Source organism: Micromonospora sp. WMMD729 (genome assembly GCF_049315225.1).
GTDB lineage: Bacteria > Actinomycetota > Actinomycetes > Mycobacteriales > Micromonosporaceae > Micromonospora.
Map to the genome: position 1 here is coordinate 5,496,687 of NZ_CP186059.1, position 16,168 is coordinate 5,512,854.

The window sequence follows — 16,168 nt, forward strand, 5'->3', positions numbered from 1 at the left end:
AGGGGACCGGGTTCTGTCGTACGTGGTAGCGGGGACAGGATTTGAACCTGCGACCTCTGGGTTATGAGCCCAGCGAGCTACCGAGCTGCTCCACCCCGCGTCGGCTGTTAAAGCTTAACCCACCCGTCCCGGCGATGATCAGCCGGGGTCACCGCCGGGCAACCGCACGGGCGGGCACGACAATGACGAAAGCCCGCCTCCGGAAGATCGGAGACGGGCTTTCACTCTCGTAGCGGGGACAGGATTTGAACCTGCGACCTCTGGGTTATGAGCCCAGCGAGCTACCGAGCTGCTCCACCCCGCGTCGGCTCGATAACCGTAGCGCACCGACCCGGGACACCGCAAAGCGACTCCGATACCGCCGTCAGCCCAGCCAGTTCTCGATCGCCGCCACCGCCCGCCGGCTGTCGGCGTCGACCTGCGCACGCTCGGCGGCGGTGTACTCCCACCCCTGCTCCCAGAGCACCGTCACCACGTCGTCGATCCGGACCGCCCGGACCAGCCGCACCTCGTCCGCGCCCGGGTCGCCCATGCCCGGCGGGTACGGGGCCCGCAACTCGAACAACACCGACTCGTCGCCGTACGTCCCGGAGTCCAGCAGTCGCTGCCGCCACACCCTGGTGTCGTCCGACAACGTCTGCTCAGGGCACGCCCGGACGGCCTGCCGCAGCTCCCGCAGCGCGTCGTCGGCGCGGCCGGGACGGTAGATGGTGATGCTGTACCGGTAACTGCCGTCCGGCACGCTCCCGGCCCGGGTCTCCGGCCGCTTGTAGGCGATCGACCGGGCGCGGCGCTGCACCACCGCCGACTCGCTGGCGTACCGGGCGTCGCACAGCTCCGGGAGGACCGGCCCGGCAGCGGTCGATTCCAGACCGGTCCGGTTGGCGGCCGCCAGCACGAAGAAGGCCCGGTCCGGGATCGAGGTGGGCGGGTGGGCGGTCGTCTGACCGGTGGGCGCGACCGGCCGCGTACCCCCTGCCGTGGTGCGGGACGACGACTGGGTCGCGGACGGCGTGGGCGGCGTGGACGCCGACGGGGTGGGCGTGGGGTTGACCTGCGGCGACGGCGGGGCCGGCGTGTCGGCCGGTGGGGGCAGCGGCGCGGACCGGTCCACCGGAAACGCCAGGCGTCCGCCGACGGCGACCCCACCGAGCAGCAGCGCCACCGCCAGCGCGCTGCCGGCCGCTCGGACGTGGGCCCGCCGGTCGGCGTGCCGCCGGACCACCTCGGGATCCGCCACCGTCACGTCCTCGGCGGCGACGGTGAGCGACCGGTACAGGTCGGAGAGTTCAGTGGACATCGTTCGCCTCCAGTTCGTCGATGTGGACGTCGGGCAGCAGTACGGCCAGCCGGCACCGGCCGCGGGACAACCAGGACTTGACGGTGCCGACCGGCACGTCAGCCTCCCGGGCGATCTCCTCGACCGACATGTCGAAGAGGTAGTGCAGGGCCAGCGCCTGTCGCTGCGCGGCCGGCAGTTGGCGCAGCGCGCCCACCAGCAGCACCCCGTCCTCACCCGGTGGGGGCGCGCTCGGCGGCGGACCGCTGCGGCTCAGCAGCATCCGCCGGCGGCGCAGGTGCCGCCAACGGTCGTTCGCCAACCGGGACACCACCAACCGCAGCCACGCCTCGGGCGCCGGGTGCTCGGCCAGCCGCCCCCACTGCCGCCAGGCCCGCGCGAACGCCTCCTGCACGACGTCCTGCGCCTCGGTGTGGTCCCCGGTCACCGCGTAGCCGTACCGGATCATCCGCCGGACGGTCCCCCGGTAGAAATCGTCGAAGCTCTGTGCGTCCCTCACGACTGCCCCCTTGTCCGCGCCCCGATGCATCACTGACGGCAGGGGGCCGGGCCGGGTTGCGGGTCAGCCGGACAAAGCGTGTCGGAGAGGCGACAGGCCGGCATACCGTACGGACGCGACGGAGCCCCCGACGTGCGGACCCGGCGGGGTCCGACGTCGAGGGCTCCGGTTGCTCCTCGGGCGGCTGGTCAGCCGCCCGTTCCGCCACTCGGGGTGGCGGACGGTCCGGGCGGCGCGCCGCCGCCCGGGTTGGCCGCCTGCTGCGCCTGCTGGAACGCGGTCAGCGCCTCGTCCAACGCCTTCAGCGCACGGCCGTACCGCTCGAAGTCCCCGGAGGTCTGCGCGGCGCGGACCTCGGTGATGGCGGACTGCACCCGGTCCGCGGCGGCGGCCAGGTCGCCGGCCGGCGGGGTCGTGTTGCCCGGCGTCGGGGTCGTACCGCCCGGCGTCGGCGTCGCGCTCGGCGACGGGCTGGTCGGGTTGCCACCCGTGGTGGGCGGTGGCGACGTGCCCTGCCCGGCCTTCTTGCCCTGCTCGACCAACTGCTTGATGCCGTCGTTGATGTTGTCGGCGAGCGCCACGAACGAGCCGCCGTCACCGTAGGAGAGCAGCACCTTCTGCAACAGCGGGTACGCGTCCTGCTGGTTGCTCTTCACGTAGACCGGCTCGACGTAGAGCATGCCGTCGGCGAAGGGCAGCGACAGCAGGTTGCCGTACTGCACCTGCGCCTGGTTGCTGGAGAGCAGGTTGAGCTGCTGGCGGATGTTCGCGTTGTTGGTCATCTGCTGATGCACCTGCACCGGACCGGAGATCCGGGTCTGGTCCGGCAACTCCAGCACCTCGAGTCGGGGTTTCCCGTCGACGTACGACCCGGAGATCAGCGCCGCCAGGTTCTGCCGGCCGTTCGGGGTGACCGCCGAGGTGAGCTGGAACCGCGGGCTGTCCTGCCCCGGGAACTGGGTGAACAGGTAGTACGGCGGCTGCTTCTGGCCGCTGTCCGGCGCGTCCGGCACGTTCGGCACCTGCCAGAAGTCCTGCGCGGAGTAGAAGTCACCCGGGTTGGTCACGTGGAACTTGGTGAGCAGGTTGCGCTGCACCTTGAACATGTCCGCCGGATAGCGGAAGTGCTCGTTCAACTCGACCGGGATGTCCGCCTTCGGCTTGATCAGGTCACCGCCGAACGCCTTGTTCCACGCCTTGAGCACCGGGTCGGTGTCGTCGTACTCGTAGAGCGTCACGGTGCCGTCGTACGCGTCCACGGTCGCCTTCACCGAGTTGCGCATGTAGTTGACGTTCTCCCGGGCCAACTGGAAGGTGCCCCGGTTGGTCAACTCGTCGGTCGTCTCGACCTGGAGGTTGACCCGCTCGGCGTACGGGTAGGTGGCGGCCGTCGTGTAACCGTCGACGATCCACTGCACCCGACCGTCGACCACCGCCGGGTACGGGTCCCCGTCCAGGGTGAGGAAGGGCGCGACCTTCTCGACCCGGTCCCGCGGGTTGCGCACGTACAGCAGCTTGGAGTCCTTGTTGACCGCCTCGGAGAGCAGGAAGTTCGACTCCTGCTCCTTGATGGCGTAGAGCAGCCGCCGGGTGAAGGAGCCGATCTTGACGCCACCCTCGCCGGTGTAGGTGTAGGACTCGCCGCCACCCTCGCCGACCGGCCGGTCGAACTCGGCCTTCTTGTTGGGGTCGGACTGCCCGACGATCGCGTAGTCGTCGGCGGCCATCCGCTCGCCGTAGTAGATGCGCGGCTGCTTGGCCGGGATCTGCTCGGTCTGCGAGGAGCACGCCTCCTGGGTCCGTTCGCCGAGGAAGCCGGAGACGAAGAAGGGCTGCCCGCCGCACACCACCTGGTTCGCCGGGGCGGCCACCAGGCCGTACCCGTGGGTGTAGACGGTGTGCCGGTTGATCCAGGTGTTCTGCTGGTCGGTCAGCTCGCCGTAGTTGATCTCGCGGACGCCGACGACGTAGTCGGACGTCTTGCCGTTCACCCCGTACCGGTCGATGTCCAGCTTCGGGCCGAAGTCGTAGAAGCCGCGGACCTGCTGGAGCTGGGTGTACGTCTCGCTGACCAACTGCGGGTCGAGCAGCCGCACGTTGGACACCACGGACGTGTCGGTGGCCAGGTTCTCCGGTGGGGTGAGGTTGTTCGCCGCGTACGGGGTGGTCTCGGTGCCGCCCAGTCCGAACGCGGCCCGCGTCGCGTCGATGCTGCGCTGGATGTACGGCGCCTCCTTGTCCTTGGCGCTCGGCTTCACCTCGAAGGTCTGCACCGCCCAGGGGTAGATGCCGCCGATCGCCACCGCGGAGACGCCCAGCAGGGCCAGCGAGATGCCCGGCCACACCAGGTTCCGCATCCAGGCGTTGGAGAACACGATGATCGCGATGGCCACCACGACCGAGATGTACGCCAGGATCTCCTTCGCCGGCAGCAGCGCGTTGACGTCCGCGTAGCCGGCGCCGTACAGCTTGGCGCCCTCGTTGTACTCGAGCAGCATCGCCCGCCGGTCCAGCACGTACGCGAGGGCCTTGAGCAGGACGAACACCGCGACGAGGCTGCTCAGGTGCGCGCGTGCCGCGTTGCTCATCCGGTCTCCGACGCCCTGAAGGCGGACCCCACCGAAGAGGTAGTGCACCGCCAGCGCGCCGATCAGCGCCAGCACCACGGCGGTGAAGCCGACACCGAGCAGGTAGCGCCAGAACGGGAGCTGGAAGACGTAGAAGCCGATGTCCACCCCGAACTCGGGGTCCTTGACGCCGAAGTCACCACCGTTGCGGAACAGCAGCCACTGGTTCCACCGGCTCTGCGCGGACAGGCCGGCGAAGAGCCCGATCACGGCGGCGGTCAGCGCGATCCAGGTGCCGAGGCGCGGGCTGAGCGCCATCCGGTAGCGCTCCAGCGTGGCCTGCTCCACCGAGTGCGGTCGCAACCGCGGCCGCAGCCGGTACGCCAACCACAGGTTGCCGCCGACGACCACCGCCATGCCGAGGCCGATGACGAGGAAGAGCAGCAGCCGGGTGACGAGCACCCCGGTGAAGACCTCGGTGTAGCGCACCTCGTCGAACCAGAGCCAGTCGGTCCAGGCCTGGACACCCCAGCCGAGCAGGGTGAAGAGCACGAACACCCCGACCAGGACGGCGATGGTGACCCGGCCCCGCCGGCTCATCCTCGGCAGGGGGCTGCTGCTACGCATGACCACTGTTGGCTCCGCACGCTCGATGTGATCGGCTCCGATCAGGGACCCAGAGTACGGGGTGTTCCTGAGCGTGTCGGGGCACGGTCACACGGGTCAGCAGCGGGTCGGCTGACCACCGGCGCGCAGCGTCTCCAGCGCGGTCAGCGCCTCGTCCAGCGAGCCCACCTTCAGCAACGGCAGGTCGGGCTGCGGGTTACGGACCGCCTCGGCGCAGTTGTCGGCCGGTACCAGGAAGACCTTGGCGCCCGCCCGCTTCGCGCCGACCAGTTTCTGGGCGATCCCGCCGATCGGGCCGACGGTGCCCTCGTCGTCGATGGTGCCGGTGCCCGCGATGACCTTTCCACCGGTGAGGTCGGCCGGGGTCAGCTTGTCCACGATCCCCAGCGCGAACATCAGACCGGCGCTCGGCCCGCCGATGTCCTCCAGGTCGATGCCGAGCGTGAACGGGTGCGGCTGCTGCTGGTCGATCTCGACCCCGATCCGGGGCCGGCCGTCCTGCTCCCGGCTGGTCACCGTCGCGGTGGCCGGCGTGCCGTCGCGGGTGTAACCGATGGTCAACGCGGTGCCCGCCGGCTTGGCGCGGATCAGCTCGGTGACCTTGGCGGCCACCGGCACCGGCTTACCGTCGACCGAGGTCACCACGTCACCGACCTTGAGCACCCCGGCGGACGGGCCGTCCGCCGCCACCGTCTTGATCACCACCTGCACCGGGAAGCCCAGTTCCCGCAGCGCGGCGGTCTCGGCGCTGGTCTGCGACACCTTGAAATCCTCGGCGTTGCGCTGCTCGACCTGCTCGGTGGACTCCCCCGGCGGGTAGACCAGCTCGCGCGGCACCACCGCCTCGTCGTCGGAGAACCAGCCGGCGATCGCCGAGCGCAGCCGCACCGTCGGCTGCACCCCGACCGTGGTCAGCCGGAGCTGGCCCGCCGAGGTGGAGGTCTCCCGACCGGTGACCTGGATGACCTCCTTGCCGTCGGCCGTGCCGAGGGTGTTGACGGTCGGGCCCGGGCCGAGCACCACGTACGGGATCGGCACCCGGAGCACCCCGATGCTCAGCAGGGCGGTGAACAGGGCACCGAGCAGCACCGTCAGGCCACGACGTCTCATGCGCCAGAGCGTACCGATCGCCGGCCGCCGGTCCGACGGATGCGCCACGCGACTTCGCCCTCAGCGCAACGCCAGCGGCGACTACCTGGGGCGCGGCCCGCGTACCGTAGACGTCGTGCCTGATATTCCGTTCGGTTTCGCGCTCCCGGGTGGGCAACCACCAGACCCCAACGATCCCGCGCAGATGCAGCAGTTCATGTCGCAGTTGCAACACCTGCTCTCGGCGCCGGGCAGCGGGCCGGTCAACTGGGACCTGGCCCGGCAGGTAGCGGCCAGCCAGCTCGCCGCCGCCGGCGACCCGGCCGTGTCGCCGTACGAGCGCAACGCGGTCGAGGAGGCGTTGCGCCTGGCCGACCTGTGGCTGGAGCCCGCCACGGCGTGGCCGTCCGGCATCCAGTCCCCGGTCGCCTGGAACCGCAACGAGTGGATCTTCAAGACGCTCGACGTGTGGCGCAAGCTCTGCGACCCGGTCGCCAGCCGGATGGTCGGCGCGATGGGCGACCTGGTGCCCCCGGAGGCGCGCGCCCAGCTCGGCCCGATGCAGTCGATGGTCGCCACCCTCGGCGGCGCGCTCTTCGGCGGCCAGCTCGGCCAGGCCCTCGGCTCGCTCGCCGCGGAGGTGCTCTCCGCCGGCGACATCGGTCTCCCGCTCGGCCCGGCCGGCACGGCCGCGCTGATCCCCGCCAACATCCGCGCGTACGGCGAGGGCCTGGAACTTCCCGAGGACGAGGTACGCCTCTACGTCGCGCTGCGTGAGGCCGCCCACCAGCGGCTGTTCCAGCACGTCCCGTGGCTGCGCGGGCACGTGCTCAGCGCGGTCGAGATGTACGCCTCGGGCATCCGGGTCAACCGGGAGGCGATCGAGGAGGCGATGGGCCGGGTCGACCCGACCGACCCGGAGTCGATGCAGGCGATCGCCCTGGAAGGCATCTTCACCCCCGAGGACAGCCCGGCGCAGAAGGCCTCGCTGGCCCGCCTGGAGACCGCGTTGGCCCTGGTCGAGGGCTGGGTGTGCCACGTGGTGGACAGCGCCGCCAGCGACCGGCTGCCGAACGTCGTACGGCTGGGCGAGGCGTTCCGTCGCCGCCGCGCCGCCGGCGGCCCGGCCGAGCAGACCTTCGCCGCCCTCGTCGGCCTGGAACTGCGTCCGCGCCGGCTGCGCGAGGCGGCGGCGCTGTGGGCGGCGCTCACCCAGCACCGGGGCATCGAGGGCCGGGACGCCGTCTGGGGTCACCCGGACCTGCTCCCGTCGGACGACGACTTCGCCGACCCGGTCGCGTTCGCGATGAACGACATGGACCTGAGCGAGCTGGACAGCTTCGACTTCACCGCCCCGGGCGGCGCGCACGAGAAGGCGCCGGGCGAGTCCGACGACGACACCGGCACCGAGGGGAACACCGGTACGGACGGCGACGCCAAGAGCTGACCTGGACGGGTGCGGGCGCTGCGCGCCCGCTGGCGCTGTCCGCCGCGCGGTGATCGCCTCGCGGTGATCGCCTCGCGGTGATCGCCTCGCGGTGATCGCCTCGCGGTGATCGCCTCGCGGTGATCGCCTCGCGGTGATCGACTCGGTTTCCCGGGAATCGTGGTGTCCGCGCCACGCGGACGACCCGCTTTCCCGGAACCCGAGTCGATCATGCCGCCCAGGCTCGCTGGTCGGCTGGGCGGCGGGCGCTGATCAGGCCGCGACTCGCCGGGCGGCGGGCGGCCGGGCGCGGTTGTCGATCAGTCGGGGCGGCGGGCGCTGATCAGGCTAAGACCCGCCGGGCAGCGGTCGGGCGACGGCCGGCCAGGCGGGCGGCGGTCGGTCCCCGGGCGGGGGTCGGTCTACCGGGCGGCGGCTGGGCTGGCGCGGTCGGCGATCAGGCGGGACGGCCCGAGCCCGACAGCAGCGAGCGGGTCGCCTCCCAGCCCTCGAAGGCCGGGTCCAGCGCCGCCAGATCGGCCGGGCCGCGCTGGCGGCGCCAGCCGGCCGTGACGGCGACGTCGCCCGGCTGAGGGGCGCCGACCCGGGCGTCGGCCGGCATCGCCGTGTCAAAGTCGAGCGGTGGCAACCACTGCGGCACGGGCAGCCGTACGGCCACGCCGAGCAGACCCGGGCCACCGCCCTCGGCCGGCGCGACGGCGACCGGCCGGGTGGTGAGCGGGCGCAGCAGTTTGCCGACGCTCAGCGCCGGCAGGTCCGGTACGTCACCGGCGAGCACCGCCGCCTGGTCGTAGCCGTCCACCGTCGCGAACACCGCGTTCGGTGTCGGCTCGGGCACCTCGTGAACGGCGGTACCGGGCCAGACCAGCGCGTCCGCCAACGCCCGGTCGGCCGGGGTCACCGCGACCGCGACGTCCACCTCGTTGAGGGTCGCGACCAGGTCGATGACGTCCTCGGCGAGCGCCGCCCGCCACTGTTCCCGGTCGACGCCGGGCGGCGACCAGCGCACCGACCCGAGCATGACCACCACCACCCGCCGCGCCATGCCCCGACCCTAGCGCCCCGGCCCGCTGCCTCACCCACCCCGCCGAAACCCCCCGCGCCCGAACCGCCGAGCGCGCCAGCCCATACGAGCCGGTCAGCCGGCGGGCCAGCCACCCGACGGGCCAGCCGGCACGGGGGCCAGCCACCCGGCGGGCCAATCGGCCGGCGGGCCGGTGATCGACTCCACATCGGCGATGTCGGGGCATCCCCACTGCCAGGACACCGCAACATCGCCGACCTGGAGTCGATCAAAGCCGGACGAGGCCCCGCTGGGCCAGCAGACCGGACGCAGCAACGCCGCCGGCTGGAGTGCGGCAGGAAAGGTCAGGTGGGTACGGGCGCGCAGGAGGCGGCGGCGACGCCCTCCAGGTAGCCGCGAGCACGCTCCGACTTGGGGTACCGGCCGACGAGCGCCCAGAAGCGGGCGTTGTGGCTGGGCACGATGAGGTGGGTCAACTCGTGCAGCAGCACGTAGTCGATCACCCAGTCGGGCATGTCCTGGACCCGGTGTGAGATGCGGATGCTGCGGTCGGCAGGGGTGCACGAGCCCCAGCGGCCGTTCTGGTTGGTGACCCAGCGGACACTGGCCGGGACGGCCTTCTCGCCGTACCCGCCGAGGTACAGGTCGATCAGCCGGTTGGCCCGGGCGACGAGTTCGTCGTCGGAGCGGGCCAGTCGGCCCTCGCGGGCGGCGAGCCGCGCCAGCATGCGGTCGACCCACTCGCTCTCCTCGGCCCGGGAGAACTGGTCCGGGATGAGGACGACCACCCGCTCACCGTCACGGTACGCAGACACCGTGCGTCGCCGACGCTGGCTGCGCCGTACCTCGACGACCGGCTTACGCGTCCCCGCCATCACTGGGCCGCGCAGCCTCGGCTACGTGTCACGAGGGAAAGCTAATGCGTACTGACCAGGGGTCCGCAAGAGTCAACCGCACGACACGCGCCCAAAAAATGGTGATTGGTCGTCCGGCGTCCCGAAAATTTCTTGACTGGATCACCGCCAAAGCGTCATCCTGCCGCCTCGTCACCCACCGTGTACGCCGACGGCGGCACCGCGCGGTCCTCCGCTCAACGGTAGGTGATCACGGCCTCGGACGCTGTCGCGGGGGCACCCGCAGGGGTGGCTGTCAGGGTTTGGTCGGCGTGTCCCCGCCAAACTGACTTATCCGACCTAATTCGCCGTGCACACTCTCGACGTCGACTTGCTCACAGTGTCGATGCACAGCTGACATGGAACTGCCCAGACCTGGGTAGGGTCCGCGGACCAGCGGTCACGAAGGTGGCCGTGGAGTAAGACCCAGCGCCGGCGCCCCGTGTGGCCCGCCGCCGGGCATTCCGCCGGGACCGTATTGACCGGCGGACGAGACGAGGAGGGCACCGTGGCCGACCAGGCCCAGACCTACAACGGTTACTGCGTGAAGTGCAAGGAGAAGCGGGACTTCGAGGGGCACGTGGAGGTCTCGAAGACCGGCATGAACATGGCCAAGGGTAAGTGTCCGGTATGCGGCACAACAGTGAACCGGATTCTCGGTAAGGCGAAGGTCTGACCCGTACGGATCTGCGGGGGCGGGACGGCCGGGTGGCCGTCCCGCCCCCGTTGCCGTCCCGGACACAGGAGGCCGCCGGAGACCGCAGGCCACGACTGTCGGGTGGCCGACAGCACGCGTAGTGGCCTGTGGATAACCCGGCAGATCCTGTGGACAAGGCTGGATACGGCTTCGGCCGCCTGTGGACAACGATCGACCCAGCGCAGGGAAGCGGTCACGATTCGTCACCATGAGCCGTACGCCGCTGCCCCGCCCCACGCTGCTCCCCGGTCTCAGCCGGCTCTGGCGGGATCGGCACACCCTGCAGATCGGCCTGGGTCCCGGGCCTGCCGTGCTGGTGGAGCTGACCAACCCGCGCACCGCTCACCTGCTCGACCTGCTCGACGGCACCCGCAGCGAGCGGGACGTACTGGTCGCGGCCGGCGCCGCCCAGGTCGCCGCCGACGACGCCCGTACGCTGCTGGACGCGCTGCGCGCGGCGGGCCTGTTGGTGCCGGCGCACACCCTGCTCCCCCGCGACCTGGCCGGGCCGGTCCGGGCCCGGCTCGCCGCCGAGGCCGGAGCGTTGGCCCTGGTGGCAGCCCGGTTACCCGGCACCCCGGCGCAGGTCCTGCGGCGGCGGCGGGCGGCCCGGGTGCTGCTCACCGGCGGTGGTGCCCTCGGCGGGCCGCTGGCGCTGGCGCTCGCCCAGGCCGGCGTCGGCCAGGTGATACCGCACCTCGACGGCCCGGTACGGGCGATCGACCTGATCGGTACCGGCATCCCCGCCACCGAGTTGGGCCGGCCGCTGGCTCCGGCGATCCGGGCGGCGGTCGACCGGGTCGCGCCCGGCACCAACACCCACCCGGTGCGGGCCGCCCGCCTGGATCTGGTGATCCAGTTCGGCGCGGACCGGCCACCCGCGCTGCTCGCCGCCGGTCTCGCCCAGCGCCGGCAACCGCACCTGATGGTGACCGTCCGCGAGGGCGTACCGGTGATCGGGCCGCTGGTCCGCCCGCCCGCCGGCCCGTGCCTACGCTGCGTCGAGCTGCACCGCGCCGACCGGGACCCGGCCTGGCCTGGGCTCGCCGCTCAACTGGCGGCGGCGCGGCCGGTGACCGCCGGCGCGACCGGCACGTTGTTCGCGGCGATCGGGTACGCGGTGACGGAGGCTCTGGCGCACCTCGACGGGGGCCAACCCGAGACGTTGGGAGGCGCGATGGAGATCTCCGGCGCGGGTCGGTTCCGTCGCCGGTGTTGGCCGCCGCACCCGGCGTGCGCGTGTTCGGGGAGCCGGGCGTACGCACCAGCCCGGCCGCACGGCAGCAGCAGGGCCCTCCGGTCGGTAACAATGGCGAAGTGACCGACATCCCGCGCCGGGCCGTGTCCCGGACCGCCAAGCTCGCCGCTCTGCCGCTCGGCTTCGCCGGTCGGACCGTCCTCGGCATGGGTAAGCGTGTCACCGGGCTCGCCTCCGACGTCATCTCGGCGGAGATCCAGCAGCGCACCGCCGAGCAGTTGTTCAGCGTGTTGGGGCAGCTCAAGGGCGGGGCGATGAAGTTCGGCCAGGCGTTGTCGGTCTTCGAGGCGGCGCTGCCGGAGGAGATCGCCGCGCCTTACCGGCAGGCGCTGACCAAGCTCCAGGAGGCCGCGCCGCCGCTGCCGGCGGCGAGCGTGCACAAGGTGCTGGCCGAGCAGCTCGGGCCGGACTGGCGCGACCGGTTCGTCGAGTTCAACGACACCCCGGCCGCCGCCGCGAGCATCGGGCAGGTGCACCGGGCCCGGTGGCGGGAGCCGGGGTACGGCCCGTCCGGCGAGCCGAACAGCCGCGACGTGGCGGTCAAGATCCAGTACCCGGGGGCCGGTGACGCGCTTCTGGCCGACCTCAAGCAGCTCTCCCGCCTCGGCGGGATGTTCCGGGCCATCCAACCGGGCCTCGACGTCAAGCCGCTCCTGGTCGAGCTGCGGGAGCGGATCACCGAGGAGCTGGACTACGAGCTGGAGGCCGAGTCGCAGCGCACCTTCGCCGCCGCGTACGCCGACGACGACGAGATCTACATCCCGGAGGTCGTCTCCGCGTCGCCCCGGGTGCTGGTCACCGAGTGGGTGACGGGCACACCGCTGGCCGACATCATCCGCGACGGCAGCGAGGAGCAGCGGGACGAGGCCGGTCGGCTGATGGCCACGCTGCACCTGTCCGCGCCCCAGCGGGCGGGCCTGCTGCACGCCGACCCGCACCCCGGCAACTTCCGGCTCCTGCCCGACGGCCGGCTCGGCGTGATCGACTTCGGTGCGGTGGCCCGGATGCCGGAGGGCACCCCGGAGCCGATCGGCCTCATCGCCGGTCGGGCGTTGCGCGGAGACGCGGACGGCGTGGTGGCGGGGCTGCGGGACGAGGGGTTCATCGGCGCGACCGACGAGATCGACGCCGAGGGGGTCCTCGACTTCCTCCGTCCGATGCTGGAGCCCATCGCCGCCGACGGGTTCCGCTTCACCCGGGCGTGGCTACGCGCCGAGGCGGCCCGGCTGGCCAGCCCCCGGTCCCCCACGTACCAGTTGAGCCGGCAGCTCAACCTGCCGCCGTCGTACCTGCTCATCCACCGGGTGACGCTCGGGTCGATCGGGGTGCTCTGCCAACTGGAGGCGAAGGCCCCGTACCGGAGCATCCTGGAACGCTGGCTGCCCGGCTTCGCGCCGGTCGCCTGAGGACGTGCCGAAGGGCGGGTGCCGGTCGGCACCCGCCCTTCACTGTGCGGTGGTACTAGAGAACGCCCAGGTCGCGCGCCGACTGGAGGCGGCTGTTCATGGCGACGGTACGGGCGGAACGGGTTGCCTCAGTGCTCGTGGTGGTACGACCGGCCTGAGGCCGGCGCATTCGAGCCCTCGTCAACGCTTCGTGGAGTAGTTGCATCTCGTAGGCACCACTCGGAACGTTCAACATCGTCTTCTCACTCACTGCCGGTGTGACACCGGCGTCGTTGGAACGGGTCGGGAACATGTCAGGCTGCCAGCCGGACCGCGTTTCGCACCTCGGACAGCCCACTGGCCGCCAGGCGCGCCTCGGCCTCGACCCGGAGCGCGGCGTCACGAGCGACGTCCTCCTTGCGCGGGCGACCACGGGGCCGCTTGCGCGGGACGACCGCGCCACGCTCGAAGATCTCGCCGCCCCAGACACCCCACGGCTCCGCTCGCTCCACCGCACCGGCCAGGCACTCGACGCGCAGCGGGCAGTCCCCGCAGAGCGACTTGGCCAGCTCGAGCTCGGCAGGCGAGTCGGAGAACCACAGGTCGGGGTCGAACTTCCGGCAGGGCAGGTTCGCCTCCAACTCGACGCTCACGTCGAGGGGGGCCAACGCCAGACTCATCTCCCGGTCACCTCTCTCTCACTTCGATCTCGTGGATCGCATTCCGACGTACTTACGGCGGGCAAAAAACTGAGGCCGCGGATCCCGGTAGCGGGTTCCGCGGCCTCGAGGTGAGCCGGTGTCTGAGATTCAGACCGGTCTACCTCGAGGTGGAACGCCGCGGACATCCGTGCGCTTCTTGGTGCCATCGATATCCATGCCCGTGAAGCCACTGGTCCCCTCGACTCCGGCATTCGGCGCAACGGTCAGGTTCAGCTCGGCCTGAACCTGGTGCACCTGCGGAACCGACGGTCGTGGGGCCACGAGGGCCACCCGGACAGCCGACAGCGGAGCGAGGACAGACGGCATCGCCGTCAGACGCTCATAGGTGAAGATCTTCACGGTGGCCACCTCCCTCACGTTCCTCGGATCGACTGGACCAACCCCCGTGAGCAGCCGGAATGGCGCCGCTCGCGTGGTGTGTCCTGAGGCTATTCCTCGCCTGGGCGCGAGGGCAAACGAATTTACGACGAGATTTCGAAAGTTTTCTCCGGGCAGACGTCGTCCACCCCCGCGCCCGCCACGAGCGCCAGTACCGACTCGCCGTAGAGGCCCAGTTTGCGAGGGCCGATGCCGGCGATCGCGATCAACTCCTCCGACCGGCCGGGCCGCCGCTCGGCCAACGCGGTCAACGTGGCGTCGGTGAACACCACGTACGCCGGGACCTTCTGCGCGCCGGCCACCCGCTGTCGCCACTCGCGGAGCCGTTCGTGCAGCTCGTCGTCGATGTCGGACGGGCAGGTGGGGCAGCGGCCCAGCTTGCGGTCCGGGCCGGCGAGCAGGGTGGCGCCGCAGATCCGGCAGGACACGATCTGCGTCCGACGCCGCTCGGGTCGCCGGGGTCCACCCGGGGAGACGCCGGCCCGCTCGGTGCCGCCGGAGCGGTCCAGCTGGGGCAGGAACCGCGACGGCCGCCGGGCCCGACCGCCCGGCGAGCGCGCGGCGGCGTACGACAGCCAGAGCCACTGCCGGGCCCGGGTGATCCCGACGTACAGCAGCCGACGCTCCTCCTCCACCTGCTCGACGGTCTTGGCGTACGTGGTGGGCAGGGTCCCCTCGGCGAGGCCGACCAGGAAGACGGCGTCCCACTCCAGCCCCTTGGCCGAGTGCAGGGACGCCAGCGTGACCCCGTCCACCGTCGGCACGTGCTGCTGGGCGGCCCGACGGGCCAACTCCTCGGTGAAGTCGGTGAGGGTGACCGGGCGCTCCACCGACGCGGCCTCGCCGATCGGCACCAGCTCGGGAGTGGCCGCGTACTCCTCGGCGAGCTGGACCAGCGCGGCCAGGGCCTCCCAGCGCTCGCGGGCGGCCCCGCCGGCCGGGGGCGCGTCCGGCGCCCAGCCGACGGCGGTGAGCGCCTCGACGACGGCGGCCGGCAGCGGCGTCTCCCCGGGGATGGACCGGGTGGCGGAGCGCAGGGCGACCATGGCCTGCCGGACCTCGGCGCGCTCGAAGAAGCGCTCGGCGCCCTGCACCACGTACGGCACGGCGGCCTCGGTCAGCGCCTTCTCGTACGCCTCGGACTGCGCGTTGGTCCGGAACAGGACGGCGATCTCCTTCGCCGGGGTGCCGGCGTCGATCAGCGACCGGCAACGCGCGGCCACCGCGTTCGCCTCGGCGGGCTCGTCGGTGAAGATCCGCAGGTCGGGTTCCGGGCCCGGGGGCCGCTGCCCGGTCAACTCCAGTCGCAGCCGGGCCTCGGTGCCGCGCGCCTGGGAGATCACCGCGTTGGCGAGCCCGACGACCTGTGGCGTGGAGCGGTAGTCCCGGACCAGTCGCACGACCGTGGCGTCGCGGTGCCGGCGCGGGAAGTCGACCAGGTACGCCGAGGTCGCCCCGGTGAACGAGTAGATCGTCTGGCTCGCGTCACCGACCACGGTCAGGTCGGTACGACCGCCCAGCCAGGCGTCCAGCAGCCGCTGCTGGAGCGGGTTGACGTCCTGGTACTCGTCGACCACGAAGTGCCGGTACTGGCCGCGGACCTGCTCGGCGACGTCCGGGTGCTCCTCGATGCCCCACACCGCGGCCCGCAGCATGTCCTCGAAGTCGATCACCCCGTTGGAGCGCTTGAGCTGCTCGTACGCGGTGAACACCTCGGCGACCTTCGCCGGCTCGTGGGGCGTGTCACGCAGGGCGCGGGCCGCCGCCACCACGTAGTCCCCCGGCTCGACGAGCGACGACTTGGCCCACTCGATCTCGCCGGCCAGGTCCCGCGCGGCGGCCCGGTCGGCCCGCAGACCGACCCGGGCGGCGGCGAGGGTGACCAGCCGCACCTTGCTGTCCAGCAGCTCGGGCATGGCGCGGCCGGCCAGCAGGCGGGGCGCGAAGTAGCGCACCTGACGCAGCGCGGCAGCATGGAACGTCCGTGCCTGGACGCCCTGCGCCCCGAGCAGCGTGAGACGGTGCCGCATCTCGGCCGCGGCGCGCGCGGTGAAGGTGACGGCGAGCACGTGCCGGGGGGAGATCTCACCGGAGAGCGCCCGATGGGCGATCCGGGAGGTGATCGCGCGGGTCTTGCCGGTGCCCGCCCCGGCGAGGATGCAGACCGGGCCGGCCGGTGCGGTCACCGCGGAGCGCTGCTCCGGGTCCAGCCCGGCGAGTACGCCTTCCGACGCTGAGTGAACCCCCACAACCAGGAATCATCTCAGCTCCCCCGGGCGTTG

13 protein-coding genes and 2 tRNA genes are annotated in these 16,168 nt (G+C 72.0%); 4 read left to right on the forward strand and 11 right to left on the reverse strand.

Annotated features, from left to right (window positions below; all coding sequences use genetic code 11):
• Positions 1–23: 23 nt before the first annotated feature.
• The 6 genes from ACN263_RS25150 to ACN263_RS25175 all read right to left on the reverse strand — a co-directional run bounded on the left by ACN263_RS25150 (position 24) and on the right by ACN263_RS25175 (position 6,103).
• A tRNA-Met gene (locus ACN263_RS25150) sits at positions 24–100 on the reverse strand.
• A gap of 130 nt (positions 101–230) precedes the next feature.
• A tRNA-Met gene (locus ACN263_RS25155) sits at positions 231–304 on the reverse strand.
• A 60-nt stretch (positions 305–364) separates the two neighbouring features.
• A complete protein-coding gene (locus ACN263_RS25160) occupies positions 365–1,300 on the reverse strand; it encodes a hypothetical protein (RefSeq protein WP_422736771.1) in 936 nt (311 codons plus the stop codon).
• Positions 1,290–1,799: a SigE family RNA polymerase sigma factor gene (locus ACN263_RS25165; protein WP_422736772.1), complete on the reverse strand. Its 510-nt coding sequence runs from the start codon at positions 1,797–1,799 to the stop codon at positions 1,290–1,292. The genes ACN263_RS25160 and ACN263_RS25165 overlap by 11 nt, the downstream gene beginning before the upstream one ends.
• A 188-nt stretch (positions 1,800–1,987) precedes the next feature.
• Positions 1,988–4,993 carry a UPF0182 family protein gene (locus tag ACN263_RS25170; RefSeq protein WP_422736773.1) on the reverse strand — a complete coding sequence of 1,002 codons (3,006 nt, stop codon included), beginning with the start codon at positions 4,991–4,993 and terminating at the stop codon, positions 1,988–1,990.
• Positions 4,994–5,089: 96 nt separating this feature from the next.
• Positions 5,090–6,103 (reverse strand): YlbL family protein, encoded by a 1,014-nt coding sequence (locus ACN263_RS25175; RefSeq protein ID WP_422736774.1) that lies wholly within the window; start codon positions 6,101–6,103, stop codon positions 5,090–5,092.
• 115 nt (positions 6,104–6,218) lie between these two features.
• On the opposite strand from ACN263_RS25175, the gene ACN263_RS25180 reads away from it, so the two are divergent.
• Positions 6,219–7,529: a zinc-dependent metalloprotease gene (locus ACN263_RS25180; RefSeq protein ID WP_422736775.1), complete on the forward strand. Its 1,311-nt coding sequence runs from the start codon at positions 6,219–6,221 to the stop codon at positions 7,527–7,529.
• Between the two features lie 436 nt (positions 7,530–7,965).
• Here ACN263_RS25180 and ACN263_RS25185 read toward each other — a convergent pair whose 3' ends face one another.
• Both ACN263_RS25185 and ACN263_RS25190 read right to left on the reverse strand, forming a co-directional pair.
• Entirely contained in the window at positions 7,966–8,574 is a 609-nt protein-coding gene (locus tag ACN263_RS25185) for a hypothetical protein (protein ID WP_422736776.1), read from the reverse strand.
• Between the two features lie 323 nt (positions 8,575–8,897).
• Entirely contained in the window at positions 8,898–9,428 is a 531-nt protein-coding gene (locus ACN263_RS25190) for a M48 family metallopeptidase (protein WP_422736777.1), read from the reverse strand.
• A gap of 526 nt (positions 9,429–9,954) precedes the next feature.
• On the opposite strand from ACN263_RS25190, the gene ACN263_RS25195 reads away from it, so the two are divergent.
• The 3 genes from ACN263_RS25195 (at position 9,955) to ACN263_RS25205 (ending at position 12,807) form a co-directional block, all read left to right on the forward strand.
• Positions 9,955–10,122, forward strand: a complete 168-nt coding sequence (locus ACN263_RS25195) for a DUF5679 domain-containing protein (protein ID WP_007464795.1) — start codon at positions 9,955–9,957, stop codon at positions 10,120–10,122.
• A 229-nt stretch (positions 10,123–10,351) separates the two neighbouring features.
• Complete coding sequence (locus ACN263_RS25200; RefSeq protein ID WP_422736778.1) at positions 10,352–11,464, forward strand: hypothetical protein; 1,113 nt, start codon at positions 10,352–10,354, stop codon at positions 11,462–11,464.
• Entirely contained in the window at positions 11,461–12,807 is a 1,347-nt protein-coding gene (locus ACN263_RS25205) for an ABC1 kinase family protein (protein WP_422736779.1), read from the forward strand. Before ACN263_RS25200 ends, ACN263_RS25205 begins: the two co-directional genes overlap by 4 nt.
• 293 nt (positions 12,808–13,100) lie before the next feature.
• Here the strand turns inward: ACN263_RS25205 and ACN263_RS25210 are convergent, their stop codons facing one another.
• The 3 genes from ACN263_RS25210 to ACN263_RS25220 form a co-directional block, all read right to left on the reverse strand.
• On the reverse strand, positions 13,101–13,466 hold the full coding sequence (locus ACN263_RS25210) for a WhiB family transcriptional regulator (protein WP_422736780.1): 366 nt from the start codon (positions 13,464–13,466) through the stop codon (positions 13,101–13,103).
• 129 nt (positions 13,467–13,595) lie between these two features.
• Positions 13,596–13,847, reverse strand: coding sequence for a hypothetical protein (locus ACN263_RS25215; RefSeq protein ID WP_422736781.1), 252 nt, complete (start codon positions 13,845–13,847; stop codon positions 13,596–13,598).
• Between the two features lie 122 nt (positions 13,848–13,969).
• A complete protein-coding gene (locus ACN263_RS25220; RefSeq protein WP_422736782.1) occupies positions 13,970–16,135 on the reverse strand; it encodes an ATP-dependent DNA helicase UvrD2 in 2,166 nt (721 codons plus the stop codon).
• Between the last annotated feature and the right edge of the window lie 33 nt (positions 16,136–16,168).